The following is a 14,062-nucleotide window of genomic DNA, read 5'->3' as shown; positions in this document are numbered from 1 at the left end:
CACCGACCGGCCTCCTCGCGGCCTCGTCAGCCCTGCCCAGGGTCGCTCTTGATCACCGCGAACCGCGCCCCGTACGGATCGGCCAGCTTGGCCACGCGGCCGACACCCGCCACGTCGGTGGCCGGCATACGGACCGTGCCGCCGAGCTCCTGCGTCGTGGACACCACCGCGTCCGGGTCCGTGACCTCGAAGTACGGCAGCCAGTACGCATCCGTCTCCCCGGGGGCCTCGGCCAGGGGCACGATGCCGCCGAACATGGCGTCCTCGGACGCGCCGGCGGGGTTGACGGTGGTGTACGTGCCGCCGGGGAAGTCGACGCCGTAGGTCTCCAGACCGAGGGCGGCGTTGTAGAAGAACGCGGCCGCGGGCTGGTCAGGGGTGTACAGCTCCAGCCAGCACAGCGAACCGGGTTCCTGCACGACGTCGAGGCCCTTGTTCCGGGCGGGCTGCCAGATACCGAAGGAGACGCCCGCCTTGTCGGCGAGGATCGCCATGCGGCCCTGGTCCATGACGTCCATCGGCTGCATCAGCACCGCGCCGTGCGCCTGCTCGGCGGCCTTCGCCGTGGCGTCCGCGTCCGGTGTCTGGAAGTACACCGTCCAGGAGGGCGGGCCCTGCTCCGGCGGGTTCTGCATGCCGGCCGCGGCCGTCCTCCCGTCGAGCTGGAAGAAGCCGTATCCGCCGGCCTCGGGCGGCCCCGGCTGGAACCGCCAGCCGAACAGCGCGCCGTAGAAGGAAGCGGCGCCGTCGATGTCGGGGGTGCCGAGATCGAGCCAGTTCGGGGCGCCGGTGACATAACGGGTGGTGAGCATCGTTGCCCTCCTTTGAAGGGTCCCGTCCACTGCACTGCCGAGTCTTGCACCGCCCACTGACAATCGCCCCGGGCAGTGACCATCCGTGTCCGGCCGGCCTCTCCCAGTTTTCCCGCGATTCCGCGCGCCGCCGTGCGCCACGCCGCGCGGCGGAGGACCATCGAGGCGGCCGGGGGCCTGCGCACGCGGCGTTGATCCCGCGTTGATCGAACGTTTTTCGCCGCCCGGCACGATCCTCACCATGCTCATCGAAACGATCACCCCGCCCGGCCTGGACTGGCAGGACGAGGCGTTGTGCGCGCAGACCGGTGGAGACTTCTTCTTCCCCGAGCCGGGCAGCTCCGTACGGGAGGCGAAGCGGATCTGCGGCCTGTGCCCGATCCGCTCCGCCTGTCTGGAGTACGCCCTCGACAACGACGAACGCTTCGGTGTCTGGGGCGGCCTGTCGGAGAAGGAACGCCTGGAGATCAGGCGTACATCTCACTGATCAGGCGTACGTCACACTGAACCGCCACGTCCCCGCCGGCACCCGCACGTCCTGGCCGGTCACGGCGAGCTCCTGCCCGTTCGCCTCGGCCGAGAGCACCTCGCCGAACTGGCAGGGATAGACGAACCGCACCCCGTCCGGCGCCTGAGTGATGTTCACGGTCACCGTCCGCGCGGCCGGATCGTGGGCGAGCCGGTAGCCGAACAGCGAGCCGAAGAGCGTGGGCGCCGCGTCCACGGTGACCCTCCCCCAGCCTTCGGCCGGGGGGACCCCCATCTCGCTTCGCTCGCCGCCCGGCACCCAGTGCGGCCGCACGCCGGGAGCGATGTACAGGTGCGGGTCGTGGTCCTCGTCGGCCTCGAAGAAGAGGATGTCGCGGATCAGCAGCAGATACTCGGCGGCCGCCCAGCCGTGCGGGATGTCGCCCATGTACCAGCGGCTGAACGGGGCTTCGGCGAAGTCGGAGGCCACCGGGTACGCGTGCTGCTCGTTCCAGGCGCCCAGCGCCGCCGCGCGCCCGGCCACGCTCGGGAAGCCCGCGTCCATCGTCCAGCCGAGCAGCTCGTCCATCCGCCCCGGATCACCGGCGAGCAGGCAGGCGTGCGCCAACTGCATGGTCAGATAGGGCCCGTACGCGTTCCAGGCGGCGTCGTGCCGGAAGCCGCCGGTGACGAAGTGCGCGTACATGGTGTCGAGCGTGAAGCGCGCCGCCCCGGTCGATGTCGTCGCCCAGCTTGCTGCCCATGTGCAGACGCAGCGGGTGGAAGTAGGCGGCCGTGCCGATCATCGTCGAGTCGCGCCGTCCGACGTCTCCGGGGCCGGTCGGGATGTACGTCTCCCAGGCGCCGCGTCGCTGCTGCTCGCCCAGTACCCAGCGGATCGACTCGGCGGTGGCGCGCTTCAAGTCGTCGAAGGCGCCCCACAGTTCACCGGCTTCCGGCGCGCCGATGCGCTCGGCGAGCCGTGCGGCCTCGTAGAGCCCGGCCAGGCCCCAGAAGTCGTCCCAGTAGTGCGGCTTGTCGCGCTCGCCGAGATGCTCGGCGCTCCAGCCGCTGTGCAACAGGCCGTACCGGTCGCGGTTGTCCCGCAGCCAGCGGGCCGCGTCGCGCACATACGGGACGTACAACTTGGTCCCGAACGCCGCCTGTCGGCCGCTCGTGCGGTCGAACCGGCCGATGGCCCACAGGGCTTGGCCGTTGCTGTCCCGTCGGACTGCCCACGGTCACCCGGGTGACGACCAGGTCCCGCTGGCTCGCGCCGACGGTGCCGGCGAAGGTGCGCTGCACGAACTCGACGTCGTCCGCGGTGCGGAACGTCGTCAGCACGACCGGCAGATGCGGTGCCTCCAGCCGCTGCTCCACCCGTCCGCCGTCCGGGAGTTGGGGCAGCCGCACGGCGCCCGTGGCCGGATCGTGCAGGAAGAACGAGAGACTGTACTTGTCGTAGACGGGCTCGATCTCGCCCGCCTGGCCGATCAGGGACTCCTGACGGTGGTCCTTGACGCCGACCATGTGCCAGTACCGGTACAGGGCGTTGGAGGCGAAGGCCGCCTCCTTGGACTCGTAGGTGCCGGAGTCGAAGTCGTCGCTCCAGCGTCGGAAGGCCTGCTGCGCCCACCAGGGCACGGGGTACGGGACCTGTTCCCGACCCGCCCAGGCGCGCCACATGACCTCGTAGAACATCCACTCATGGGTCTGGGCCATGGTGTGTCACCCCCTTCGGGCACCGTTGCACCGACGGGGCCTCCCGTAAATCGGTGCGACCGGCCGTTCGGGGTGCGGTTAGGATCCGGGGGCGCGGTCCGGGCGTAGCGCAGAGGCAGACGCGCCGCCCTCTCAAGGCGGTTACGCCGGTTCGAATCCGGTCGTCCGGATGCGTGCGCGGGGTCCCGTAGAGCAGAGGCAGACTCGCCGCCTTGTCAGGGCGGATACGCCGGTTCGAATCCGGTCGGGACCGCGGTACGGCGGTGACGGTCGGGGACGGGACAGGGGCGAGGCGATCATGGAGGCGGGACTGTCCGTTTCGGGGCACGAGGCGGTCACCGAGGCGGAACTGGCCGCCTTCCACCAGGTCGTGGGCAAGCTGCGGGCCCTGCCCGTCGACGACCCGGTGCGGTTGCGCGCCGAGCAGGTCGCCGCCTCCTTCGCCCGCGACGGACGGCTGCGGCGGCGCAAGACACGGGGCGCCGAAGCCTCCGCCGCCGACGCGCGGGCCATGGCCGCGACCGCGACCGGCGCGCTGAGCCGCCGCGAGGACGCCCCCCTGGCCGGGTCCGGCGATCCAGGTGTCTTCCGCAAGCCGCGCACCTGCTATGTCTGCAAGTCGCCCTATCAACACGTCGATGCCTTCTACCACCGCCTCTGCCCCGCCTGCGCCGCCGACAACTCGGCCCGGCGGGCGCTGAGCACCGACCTCGACGGGCGCCGCGTGCTGCTCACCGGCGGCCGGGTGAAGATCGGCTTCCAGCTGGCGCTGATGATGCTGCGCGACGGCGCGGAGGTCCTGGTCACCTCGCGCTTCCCGCACGACACTGTGCGCCGCTTCCGCGCCGAGCCGGGCAGCGGGAAGTGGCTCGACCGGCTGAGCGTGCTCGCCGTCGACCTGCGCGACCCGCGCCAAGTGCTCGGCCTGTGCGAGGAGTTGCGGCAGGAGGGCGAGCCGCTCGACATCCTCGTCAACAACGCCGCGCAGACCGTACGGCGGCCGCCCGAGTCGTACGCGCTGCTCGCCTCCGGGGAGTACGACGCGCTGCCCGAGGGAGCGCGCAAGGCGCCCGGCTTCACGCCGATGCGGATGCTGGAGAGCGGCGCCGCGTCCCTGCCGGCGGCCCTGCGCGAGGCCGACGAGGCCGGACTGCTGCCCGATCCGTCCCCGGAGAACTCCTGGTCGGCGCGGCTCGGCGCCCTCGACCCGGCCGAGGTGCTGGAGACCCAGCTCGTCAACGCCCTCGCCCCGGCCCTGCTGTGCGACCGGCTGCTGCCCCTGCTGCTCGCCGCGCCGCGGCCGCGCCGCTACGTGGTCAACGTGACCGCGGTGGAGGGCCGTTTCGCCGTCCGCAACAAGATGGCCGGTCATCCCCACACCAACATGGCCAAGGCCGCCCTCAACATGCTCACCCGCACCAGCGCCGCCGAACTCGCCGAGCAGGGCGTCCACATGTGCGCCGTCGACACCGGCTGGATCACCGACGAGAACCCGGCGCCGAAGAAGGCACGCATGGCGGAGGCCGGGTTCCGGACACCGCTGGACGTGGTGGACGGGGCGGCCCGGGTGTACGACCCGATCGTGCGGGGTGAGGCCGGGGATCCGGTCTCGGGGGTGTTCCTCAAGGACTATCGGGAGGCGCAGTGGTGACATCGGACGAGGGGAAACGGCCGGCGGCGGACGGGTTCGCCGGTGTGCCGTCCGTCGTACCGCGTCCGCTCGCCGAACTCGCTCCGCTGCTGGACTGGTTGCGCGCAGGGCGCCCGGCCGGGGAACGGCTGGACTTCCCGGCGGGTACGGCGCTGCCCGACGGCCGCCTCGACCTGTGCAAGCAGGAGCTGGGCGCGGAGGGCGCGGCCCTGGTCGCCGAGGCGCTGGCCCAGGGGCCCTCTCCGGTACGGCATCTGCTGCTCGGCACCGACGGGCTGGGTGACGCCGGGGCGGCCGTCGTGGCCGGGGCGAGCGAGGACGTCGAGACGCTCTACCTCGGCTGCAACGGGATCACCGCGGGCGGCGCCTGCCGGATCGCCGACCAGTTGCGGGCCTCTCCGCAGGTCGTGACCGGGGTGTGGCTCAAACGCAATCCGCTGGGCGCCGGGGGAGGGCGGGCGGCGGCCCAACTCATCGAGTCCGCACGGTCGTTGCGCACCATCGACCTCGTGCAGACCGGACTCGACGCGGCCGGTGCCGTCGTCCTCGCCGACGCGCTGCTGGCGGCCGCCGGCAACGGGCGCCGTATCGAGCGGCTCTTCGTCGGCGGCAACCCGCTGGGGGAGGCGGGAGCGGAAGCGCTCGGCGCGGTCGTGGCGGCGGGCGCGATCGACGAACTGTATGTGTCCGCCGCCCGGTTGGGGGACGCGGGAGCGTTCCGTCTGGCCGACGCCCTGGAGCGGGCGCCGCACGGACGGCTCACCCGTCTCGCCGTCGCCAGCAACGGCATCGGACCGCGGGCCGCCGCCCGGCTGGTGACGGCGGCCACCACGGCCGGGGGCAGCCTGCTGGACCTCGGCCGGGTGCGCGCGGCGGCGGTCCTGGGCGCCGCCGACAACCACATCGACCTGACGGCCGCCGAGACGATGGCCGAGACCCTGGCCGCCGCCGAGCACCGGCTGACCCACCTGGTCCTGACCCACACCGGCATGCGCAGCCGCGAGGCCCACCGCCTCCTCGACACCGCGCCCCGCGCCGTCACGGCCACGCGCTTCGTCCTGGGCCACGGCATCGCCGCCAGCGTCAAACGCCGCCTGGAGGCGCTCAGCGCCCACCTTCCGCGGCCGGCGGTCCCCTCCGACGTGGCCGCCGTACGGAGCGTGCACAGGACAGCCCCGCCCGACGCCTGAGACTCACCGCTTCCGCATCCCCACGAACACCTCCGTCCAGAACCGCTGCTGCCGCTCCGACGCCCCCACGAGATAGGTCGCCCGCAGCTTCGCCGGCAGCAGCGCGACCAGACGTGCCACCACCGCGCGGTGCTTCTTCAGCTGGGACAGCTCCGCGTTGGCGAGGATCTGGTGAACGACGTCGCTGTCGTCGCCGCCCTCGTCGGAGTGCGCGGCGGCGCGACGCAGCCGGGCCTCCCACGCGTCGGCGTCACGGGCGAGCTCGCGCAGGCCCGTGACCTGGCGGCCCCTCAAGCGGTCCATGAGGGCCGTGAGCGGAACCGGCGCGTACTCGCCGTCGCCCAGATACACCGTGCCCATCTCCAGCGGCAGCCCGCGCCGGTGCAGCTTGATGAGCCGCTCCAGCGTGCGCTTGGTGATCCAGGCCCGGCCGTCGTCGTCGATGTCGTGCTTCCACCACTCCAGGACCGTCTCCGCGTCGGAGCCGTAGTGGGCGAGCAGCCACTCGTTGGCCGGGATGTCCTGCGGTTCGACGGTCAGCGAGGCGGTGAAGCGCGTCGCCTGGGCGATGTTGTTCCGGGACACCAGCAGCTTGCGGCCGAGGTGGTACGGCGGGTTCTGGACGGCTATCTGGGCGCGCAGGTTCTCGATCCGCCGCCCGGCCAGCGACCACTCCTGGGTGATCTCCATGAGCTTGGCGAACGCGGCCTTGTCCTTGGGCCGGTTGTACTCGTCCCACACGATCACCTTCGGCTCCGGACCCGTGAAGTGCGCGGCGAGCAGGTTGTCCAGCGTGCCGTCCGCCGACGGGATCGGCGCGCACAGGTCCTCGACGTTGGTCACCGGCAGCGAGAAGTACAGCGCGTCCCGGCCGAGCCCCTCGCGCACCGTCTCCCGCACCAGCTCCGTCTTGCCGCACCCGGGAGGACCCTGGAGCAGCACCGTCCATCGGTTGCGCAGCGCGGCGCGCACCACCTGTCGTACCGGGTCGGGAATCGTCGAGGGGTTGGCCACGCCCACCGCCTCGGCGATCCGGTCCAGGATCTCGTGCGTACGGTTCTGGCCGGGCTTGCCGTCCGGGCCGGGCTCCGCCAGCCGCAGCCGCTCGCCGTCGACCAGGGGCAGGCCCCAGCGCAGCGGGAAGCCTTCCCTCGCGTTGGCCAGGACATGGTCGAGGGTGCGCGGGGAGAGCCGCTCGCGCAGGGCGGGGGAGAGGGACGCCCACAGCGAGAACACCGGACGCAGGTCCCACGGGCGGTACTTGGCCGCCAGATGCTTGCGCCAGGACGTGTCGTTGGCCGTGATCCGCATCGTGACCATGCGGTCCAGGAGAGCGAGGTCCCCGCGCCGGGACGAGGTCTCCGCGAGCGACTCGTTGTCCGTCAGGAACACCCCGACGCAGCCCAGGGCCCGCAGATCGTGCTCGCCCAGTGTCCAGTTGCACGCGATCTGCATCAGCTGCGACTGGATGGTGTCGCCCGCCTGCAACGAGTCGTCGATGAGCAGCACGAACGGTGTGCCGGGCTTCAGCTGGCTCATCACCAGCTGGCGCAGCACCAGTTCACCGGTGTGCGGATCGCGCACCGGCGCGTTGACGAGCAGGTCGTCCGGCGTCAGGTTCGCCGCCGGCACGTACACGAGGGCGGTGTCCGGGTGGGCGCGGGCGAGGTGCGAGAAGAACGTCGCCGTCTTCCCGATGCCGTGCTCGCCGAAGATCTGGCCCGTCTGGCCCATGTCGATCATCGCGTCGATGAAGGACTCGAGCCGCGAGACAGTGGTCGATTGCCTTGTTTCCGTGGTCATTTACCGCGATCCCGTGATGACGCGATGGCAGTCCATCGCGGGTGTGTGACTCTCGGGCCATTCGTCGCCGCCCTCCGTGATCAGCCAGATCCACTTGTCCGGCTCGGCGGGCGTGATCGCCGGCGCGTATCCGTCGGTGAGCACCACGACAGCGTCGGGGGTCTCCTCGAAACGCCGCCCGTTCACCTCCGTACGGCCCTCCACGTAGTCCGCGACGGCCTGGAAGCTGGTGCCGCCACCGCCGTAGACGCGCTCGCCCGGCACGAAGGGCATCACCACGGCGTCGAAGGACAGCCAGTGCGCCTGAACGCCGTCGATCCTGCCCACGAGTTCGGTGAGCCAGGTGATCACATGGTGCGGCATCGAGCCCGAGGTGTCGTACGCGACGACCAGTACCTTGTCCCGCACCGGGCCGCGCCGCGCCAGCATCGGATCCTGGCCGAGGGCCGCGAGCAGGGCGCCCCGCTTCTTCGGGTACACCAGCCGCTCACCATCACGCAGTTTGGAGCCGAGGACGTCGACCAGCCAGCGCTGCCACCAGTCGACCGTACGCGTGCGCGTGGTCTCGCCGCGCAGCATGCCCGCGCCCAGGTTTCCCCAGATCCGGGCCGCCCGGGCGTTGCCGTCCTGGGTGCGGTCCATGAGGTCGAGCAGTTCCCGCTCCGCGCCCGCGTGCCCGCGCCGGGCCGCCAGCAGGGAGTTGAGCAGCGCGGAGGAGGTCACCGCGTCGACGGTCTCCTGGTCGGCCGGGACCGGGGCGCCCTCCGCCAGACGCACGCACAGCCGGCGCTCCGGGACCGGCGGGCGGTGCATCCGCTTCAGCTCGCCGTAGACCCGCAGGTCCGTCTCGGTGAACGTCTCGTACGACACCGGCTCCAGTCCGTGGGCCGTGAGGTCCGCGCGGTAGCGGTCGTACACCTCGCGCGGGTCGATGCCCGTCGGCCGGCCGTCCAGCAGCGGCAGTTCGCGCCTGTCGAGCCGGATCAGTGCCACATGGTTGATGGACACCTCGGCGGCCAGCTCGAAGACCGGGTCGTCGTGCAGCTCGGGATCGGCGAGCAGATGGCGGTGCACGAGGTGGCGGGCCTCGTGGAACAGGACGAACTTCACGCCGTCCAGGCCGAGTCCGACGAAGAAGTCCGGGTTGAACAGCAGCAGACAGGTGCCGTCGCCGGACGCCACCACGGCCGCCGTGTCGATCGCGGTCGTCGGGATCTGGTGGTGGCACTTGGCGTACAGCCACGACGCCACCGCGGACTGCGTGAGCCCGAAGTCCAGCAGCGCGGCCTCCTTGAGCCGCCGCGCCTCCTCCACCACCCCCGCCTCCGCCGGGCGGTACGACTCCAGTGCCCTGCGGTCGGCGAGGTCGACCACCGGGGGACGCCGCCCCCGCTCTCCGTACGCCATCCCGTGCCCCCCCGTACTGGCCTGCCCCCGTGCCTCATTGGTACCAGGGCGCACTGACATCGGGCCAAGGCATTACGATCTGGCGTCAAGGGCGGGGTCGTAGCGCAGAGGCAGGCGCACCGGTCTCCAAAACCAGAACACGCTGGTTCGAATCCAGCCGCCCCGCCCCCCTGGGCCCTGTCGCCTAGGCGATGGCGCCGGCGGTCACCACGAGTTCGGGCACGTTCCCGTGGAAGCTCTCCACCAGCTGGGCCAGCACCGCCCACGCCTCCTCACGGTCGCCCAAGTGCTCCCGGACGAGCGGGCGGAGCGCGTCCTCCGCCTCCCGGACGCGGTTCGGGAACAGCACGTGCCCCATCGCGAGCACCTCGAGGACGCGGATGGCCGGCCCCTCGGACATCACGTACTCGGCGGGACCGTCGTAGACGCCCACCTGGCGGACCCGGTGGGTGAACTTGGCGTGCGAGCCGAATCCCGCCCGCACGGAAGGAGGGCAGTCCGGCCGTACGGACAGCGCCCAGCGCGCGTAACCGGGCAGTGGGCGCTCGCCGTCGGCCTCGCCGACGGTCTGCCAGTCGGCGCGCGTCAGCACCATGGAGGCGGCGGCGCGGCCCGCGGCCATGGAATCCACCTCGCGCAGAGAGCCGACGAGGCCATGGCGGACGTAGCTCTCGGGGATCTCGTTCTCCGCCCCCGGGAGCGTGCGGTCGACGGGAATGGTGCCGGTGCGGCCGGGACCGAACGGCACACCGCGCGCGATGGCCCTGCGCAGCCCGGAGTCGGTGCTGATGTACCTCCACACGACAGCGTTGAGCTCCGGATCGTCGTTCTCGAGAATCCACAGCGCCACTGAGGCCGGCAGCTGCGTCGCCCACGTCCATGCCCGTCGCAACCGCTCCGCGGTGGCCTTGGACCGCTCGGGAGAGGGCAGCCCGGTCCGTGCCCGTACCCGCTCGGCGGTCTCCCCGTCGACCAGGCCGAGCAGAGAGCCGACCGCCTGTTCCACCGTGCTGTTCTGCCGCATGGCCGCATGATGCCGCAGACGGAAGCCGGCCCGCGCGGAAAATTTCTCCGCGCGGGCCGGCTCGTGTGCTCCGGGGTGACGTCAGCCGGCGGCGCGCGCCGCCATCCGCGCCCTGCGCGCGGCCAGCTTCTCGTCGAACTTGGAGGCCTCCGAGTCGAGAGCGCCCATGTACAGGCCGATCTCGTCCTGTGCCTTCTGTCCCTCGGGGCCGAGACCGTCGATGTCCATGACCTTCAGGAACCGCAGGACCGGCTGGATGACGTCGTCGTGGTGGATGCGCAGGTTGTACACCTCGCCGATCGCCATCTGCGCCGCGAACCGCTCGAAGCCGGGCATGCCGTGGCCGGGCATGCGGAAGTTGACGAGGACGTCGCGCACGGCCTGCATGGTCAGGTCGGGGGCCAGCTCGAACGCGGCCTTCAGGAGGTTGCGGTAGAAGACCATGTGGAGGTTCTCGTCGGTCGCGATGCGCGCCAGCATGCGGTCGCAGACCGGGTCGCCCGACTGGTGGCCGGTGTTGCGGTGCGAGACGCGGGTCGCCAGCTCCTGGAAGGCGACGTAGGCGACCGAGTGCAGCATCGAGTGCCGGTTGTCCGACTCGAAGCCCTCGCTCATGTGGGACATGCGGAACGCTTCCAGCTTGTCCGGGTCCACCGCGCGCGAGGCGAGGAGGTAGTCGCGCATCACGATGCCGTGGCGGCCCTCCTCGGCGGTCCAGCGGTGCACCCAGGTGCCCCAGGCGCCGTCGCGGCCGAAGAGCGAGGCGATCTCGTGGTGGTAGCTGGGGAGGTTGTCCTCGGTCAGGAGGTTCACCACGAGCGCGATGCGGCCGATCTCGGTGACCTTCGACTGCTCCTTGTCCCAGGCCTCGCCGTCCTCGAAGAAGCCGGGGAAGTTACGGCCGTCGCTCCATGGCACGTACTCGTGCGGCATCCAGTCCTTGGTGACCTTGAGATGCCGGTTGAGTTCCTGCTCGACCACTTCCTCCAGGGCGTACAGCAGCTTGGCGTCGGTCCAGACGGAAGGGCTGCCGAGGTGAGGGGTGGCGATCGTCACGGGGACTCCAGGGGGACGTGTGACAAAGCTGAACAAACCGGCGAGCGGTTGCCGGCTCCTACGGAACTTACGAAAGCGTAGGCTACGAATACGTAGGTTACGAGACCGTAGGTTAAGCGCGCTGTAAAGATCCCTGATCAGCGCATGTTCCAGGGTGTACGCCAAGGCCCCAGGACCGCAGGTCCCGGGGCTGATCAGTGATCCGCTCACTCGATCAGGCGTACAGCTCCCGCATCCGGACCGAGAGGCATGTCACACATCCCTCCAGCTTCTCGAACTCGCTGATGTCGACGACGACCGGCTCGTGGCCGAGGTCGGCGAGCAGTTCCGTCGTCTTCGGCGCGCTCGCCGAGATGAGCAGCTTATGGCCACCGAGCAGCACGACGTGGCCGCCGGCCTCCTCGGGCACCGACAGGAAGCGCGGGAAGAGCGAGGGCCGGTCCACCTTCGGGATGTGTCCGATCACCGTTCCGTCAGGGAGCGCGGTGACCGCCGACTTCAGATGCAGCACCTTGCTCACCGGCACCGCGACGACCCGCGCCCCGAGCGGTTCGAAGGCGGCCCGCAGCTGCTGCACGCCGGCCGCGTTGGTCCGGCCGCCGCGCCCGACGTAGATCGTGTCGCCGACCTTCAGGACGTCGCCGCCGTCGAGCGTGCCGGGCTCCCACACCCAGTTCACCGAGCAGCCGAGCGAGGCCACCGCCTCCTCGACGCCCGCGGTCTCCCGGCGCCGGGACTCGGCGCCGGGCCGGGTGATGAGCGCGACGTTCTTGTACATGACGACCGTGTCCTCGACGAACACGGAGTCCGGGCAGTCGTCGGCCGGATCCACCTCGACCGTGTCCCAGCCGTGCGCGCGCAGGGTCTCGACGTAGGCCTCCCACTGCTCGACCGCGAGATCGAGGTCGATCTTCTCGCGCTCGATGTGCGTCACCAGTCCTTCGGCGAGGCGCGGGCTGGGGCGGCGGACGAGGGCCTTCTTGCTGGGCACGAGGAACTCCGTAACGGCGGCATGGACGGCACCCCGGAAAAGCGGCACCGGTCAGCCATCATGCAGGGCGGGCCCGCGCGCACAAAACCCCCGGTTCCAGGCTGTGGCCCTCCTGAGATACGCGGCGGTAACCGAGCCCGGCGCCGCGAGCAGCTCATGCGGCGTGTGCGCGGGCGCGGGCCGGGCGCCCGGGTGCCCTCCCGGCACAAGGGGCACCCGGAGCGCCGCGTCCCCGGCTAGCCGACAGCCTCCGGCGTGGTTTCCCGCAGTTCTCCGTCCAGCAGCAGCCAGCGGGTGATGCCGATCGACTCCAGGAACGGCAGGTCGTGGCTGGCCACGATCAGCGCCCCCTCGTACGACTCCAGCGCGGTCGTCAACTGCCGCACGCTCGCCATGTCGAGGTTGTTCGTCGGCTCGTCCAGCATCAGCAGCTGCGGCGCCGGCTCGGCCAGCATCAGCGCGGCCAGCGCCGCCCGGAAGCGTTCGCCGCCGGACAGGGTCGCCGCCTGCTGGTCGGCGCGGGCGCCCCGGAACAGGAAGCGGGCGAGACGGGCCCGCACCCGGTTGTTGGTGGCGCCCGGCGCGAACCGGGCCACGTTCTCGGCGACGCTGAGCTCGTCGTCGAGCACGTCCAGACGCTGGGGCAGGAAACGCAGCGGCACATGTGCCCTCGCCTCGCCCGCCACCGGCTCAAGCTCCCCGGCGACGGTCCGCAACAGCGTCGTCTTGCCCGCGCCGTTGCGCCCGATCAGCGCGATCCGCTCGGGTCCGCGCAGGTCGAAGCCGCCTGTCCGCCGGGCCCCGTACGCCAGCTCCAGATCCATGAGGGTCAGCACGTTCCGGCCCGGCGGTACGGCTGTGTACGGCAGCTCGACGCGGATCTCGTCGTCGTCCCGTACGGCCTCCACCGCCTCGTCCAGCCGTTCCCTGGCCTCGGCGAGCTTCTCCTCGTGCATGATGCGGTGCTTGCCCGCGGACTCCTGAGCCGCGCGCTTGCGTGCCCCCATGACGATCTTCGGCTCGCGTTTCTGGTCCCACATCTTCTGCCCGTACCGCTTGCGGCGGGCCAACTTCATCTGGGCATCGGACAGTTCGCGCTTCTGCTTCTTCAGATCCGCCTCGGCGACCCGCATCATCCGCTCCGCGGCCTCCTGTTCGACGGCGAGAGCCTCCTCGTAGGCGGAGAAGGTGCCGCCGTACCAGGTGACCTCGCCGGAGCGCAGATCGGCGATCTGGTCCACCAGGTCCAGGAGTTCACGGTCGTGGCTGACCACGATCATGACACCGGGCCAGGACGCGACGGCCGCGTAGAGGCGTCGGCGGGCGTACAGATCCAGGTTGTTCGTCGGCTCGTCCAGGAGCAGTACGTCCGGGCGGCGCAGCAGCAGCGCGGCCAGCCGCAGGAGCACCGACTCGCCGCCGGACACCTCGCCGATCGTGCGGTCCAACCCGATGTGGTCGAGGCCGAGTTCACCGAGCGTGGCCAGGGCGCGTTCTTCGACGTCCCAGTCGTCGCCGACGGTCTCGAAGTGCGCCTCCGCCACGTCGCCCGCCTCGATGGCGTGCAGCGCGGCACGCCGGTCGGCGATGCCGAGCGCCTCGTCGACCTTCAGGGCGGTGTCGAGCGTGACGCTCTGCGGGAGGTAGCCCACCTCGCCCGCGACGCGCACGGCGCCGTCGGCCGGGGCGAGTTCACCGGCGATCAGCTTCAACAGGGTGGACTTGCCCGACCCGTTGACGCCGACCAGTCCGGTCCGGCCCGGGCCGAAGGCGATGTCCAGGTCCTCGAAGACGGGGGTGCCGTCGGGCCAGGCGAAGGAGAGGGACGTGCAGGTGAGGGAAGTAGACATACGGGCCTCGCGGTTGCTCGATGCGACAGGGGGCAAACGCGTATCGAGACACCTGGGACCAAGGGGGAGCCGGAATCCGCGGGCATGA

The 14,062-nt window shown here is 71.2% G+C and carries 12 protein-coding genes and 3 tRNA genes; 6 read left to right on the top strand and 9 right to left on the bottom strand.

The annotated features are described in order from the left end of the window. Nucleotides 1-26: 26 nt before the first annotated feature. The gene (locus QF037_RS09425) at nucleotides 27-812 is read right to left on the bottom strand and encodes a VOC family protein (RefSeq protein ID WP_307023619.1); all 786 of its coding nucleotides are present in this window, start codon (nucleotides 810-812) and stop codon (nucleotides 27-29) included. Nucleotides 813-1,053: 241 nt separating this feature from the next. Here QF037_RS09425 and QF037_RS09420 point away from each other — a divergent pair, with 241 nt between their 5' ends. Further along, nucleotides 1,054-1,299, top strand: coding sequence for a WhiB family transcriptional regulator (locus QF037_RS09420; protein ID WP_199924482.1), 246 nt, complete (start codon nucleotides 1,054-1,056; stop codon nucleotides 1,297-1,299). Here QF037_RS09420 and QF037_RS09415 read toward each other — a convergent pair whose 3' ends face one another. Further along, entirely contained in the window at nucleotides 1,300-1,986 is a 687-nt protein-coding gene (locus QF037_RS09415; protein WP_307023618.1) for a hypothetical protein, read from the bottom strand. It lies immediately after the preceding gene. Further along, nucleotides 1,880-2,410, bottom strand: coding sequence for a hypothetical protein (locus QF037_RS09410; RefSeq protein WP_307023617.1), 531 nt, complete (start codon nucleotides 2,408-2,410; stop codon nucleotides 1,880-1,882). Before QF037_RS09410 ends, QF037_RS09415 begins: the two co-directional genes overlap by 107 nt. 690 nt (nucleotides 2,411-3,100) lie before the next feature. On the opposite strand from QF037_RS09410, the gene QF037_RS09405 reads away from it, so the two are divergent. The 4 genes from QF037_RS09405 (at nucleotide 3,101) to QF037_RS09390 (ending at nucleotide 5,843) form a co-directional block, all read left to right on the top strand. Beyond that, nucleotides 3,101-3,172: transfer RNA gene (locus tag QF037_RS09405), tRNA-Glu, on the top strand. Nucleotides 3,173-3,183: 11 nt separating this feature from the next. Beyond that, a tRNA-Asp gene (locus QF037_RS09400) sits at nucleotides 3,184-3,255 on the top strand. A 45-nt stretch (nucleotides 3,256-3,300) separates the two neighbouring features. After that, nucleotides 3,301-4,653 carry an SDR family NAD(P)-dependent oxidoreductase gene (locus tag QF037_RS09395; RefSeq protein WP_307023616.1) on the top strand — a complete coding sequence of 451 codons (1,353 nt, stop codon included), beginning with the start codon at nucleotides 3,301-3,303 and terminating at the stop codon, nucleotides 4,651-4,653. Then, entirely contained in the window at nucleotides 4,650-5,843 is a 1,194-nt protein-coding gene (locus QF037_RS09390; RefSeq protein WP_307023615.1) for a ribonuclease inhibitor, read from the top strand. The genes QF037_RS09395 and QF037_RS09390 overlap by 4 nt, the downstream gene beginning before the upstream one ends. A gap of 3 nt (nucleotides 5,844-5,846) precedes the next feature. Here the strand turns inward: QF037_RS09390 and QF037_RS09385 are convergent, their stop codons facing one another. Together QF037_RS09385 and QF037_RS09380 are read right to left on the bottom strand one after the other, a co-directional pair. Next, the gene (locus tag QF037_RS09385; protein WP_307023614.1) at nucleotides 5,847-7,646 is read right to left on the bottom strand and encodes an AAA family ATPase; all 1,800 of its coding nucleotides are present in this window, start codon (nucleotides 7,644-7,646) and stop codon (nucleotides 5,847-5,849) included. Beyond that, a complete protein-coding gene (locus tag QF037_RS09380; RefSeq protein WP_307023613.1) occupies nucleotides 7,647-9,053 on the bottom strand; it encodes a vWA domain-containing protein in 1,407 nt (468 codons plus the stop codon). It abuts the gene before it with no gap. Between the two features lie 91 nt (nucleotides 9,054-9,144). Here QF037_RS09380 and QF037_RS09375 point away from each other — a divergent pair. Beyond that, nucleotides 9,145-9,220 (top strand) — tRNA-Trp (locus QF037_RS09375). Nucleotides 9,221-9,237: 17 nt separating this feature from the next. Here QF037_RS09375 and QF037_RS09370 read toward each other — a convergent pair. The 4 genes from QF037_RS09370 to QF037_RS09355 all read right to left on the bottom strand — a co-directional run bounded on the left by QF037_RS09370 (nucleotide 9,238) and on the right by QF037_RS09355 (nucleotide 13,974). Next, complete coding sequence (locus QF037_RS09370) at nucleotides 9,238-10,077, bottom strand: hypothetical protein (RefSeq protein ID WP_307023612.1); 840 nt, start codon at nucleotides 10,075-10,077, stop codon at nucleotides 9,238-9,240. Between the two features lie 81 nt (nucleotides 10,078-10,158). Continuing rightward, complete coding sequence (locus tag QF037_RS09365) at nucleotides 10,159-11,133, bottom strand: acyl-ACP desaturase (protein WP_307023611.1); 975 nt, start codon at nucleotides 11,131-11,133, stop codon at nucleotides 10,159-10,161. 214 nt (nucleotides 11,134-11,347) lie between these two features. Then, a complete protein-coding gene (gene ddaH, locus QF037_RS09360; protein WP_307023610.1) occupies nucleotides 11,348-12,124 on the bottom strand; it encodes a dimethylargininase in 777 nt (258 codons plus the stop codon). Between the two features lie 236 nt (nucleotides 12,125-12,360). After that, nucleotides 12,361-13,974, bottom strand: a complete 1,614-nt coding sequence (locus QF037_RS09355) for an ABC-F family ATP-binding cassette domain-containing protein (protein ID WP_307023609.1) — start codon at nucleotides 13,972-13,974, stop codon at nucleotides 12,361-12,363. Between the last annotated feature and the right edge of the window lie 88 nt (nucleotides 13,975-14,062).

The organism is Streptomyces canus, assembly GCF_030815415.1.
In the GTDB taxonomy this organism is placed as follows: Bacteria; Actinomycetota; Actinomycetes; order Streptomycetales; family Streptomycetaceae; genus Streptomyces; species Streptomyces canus_F.
The sequence above is the reverse complement of the archived record's forward strand: the minus strand, read 5'-3'. Positions and strand labels throughout refer to the sequence as shown.

Bases quoted from the DNA above. Each gene is read 5' to 3' on its own strand.
- QF037_RS09385 (WP_307023614.1), bottom strand. From the start codon at position 7,646: ATGACCACGGAAACAAGGCAATCGACCACTGTCTCGCGGCTCGAGTCC.
- QF037_RS09395 (WP_307023616.1), top strand. From the start codon at position 3,301: ATGGAGGCGGGACTGTCCGTTTCGGGGCACGAGGCGGTCACCGAGGCG.
- QF037_RS09370 (WP_307023612.1), bottom strand. From the start codon at position 10,077: ATGCGGCAGAACAGCACGGTGGAACAGGCGGTCGGCTCTCTGCTCGGC.
- QF037_RS09380 (WP_307023613.1), bottom strand. From the start codon at position 9,053: ATGGCGTACGGAGAGCGGGGGCGGCGTCCCCCGGTGGTCGACCTCGCC.
- QF037_RS09425 (WP_307023619.1), bottom strand. From the start codon at position 812: ATGCTCACCACCCGTTATGTCACCGGCGCCCCGAACTGGCTCGATCTC.
- QF037_RS09415 (WP_307023618.1), bottom strand. From the start codon at position 1,986: ATGTACGCGCACTTCGTCACCGGCGGCTTCCGGCACGACGCCGCCTGG.
- QF037_RS09355 (WP_307023609.1), bottom strand. From the start codon at position 13,974: ATGTCTACTTCCCTCACCTGCACGTCCCTCTCCTTCGCCTGGCCCGAC.
- QF037_RS09420 (WP_199924482.1), top strand. From the start codon at position 1,054: ATGCTCATCGAAACGATCACCCCGCCCGGCCTGGACTGGCAGGACGAG.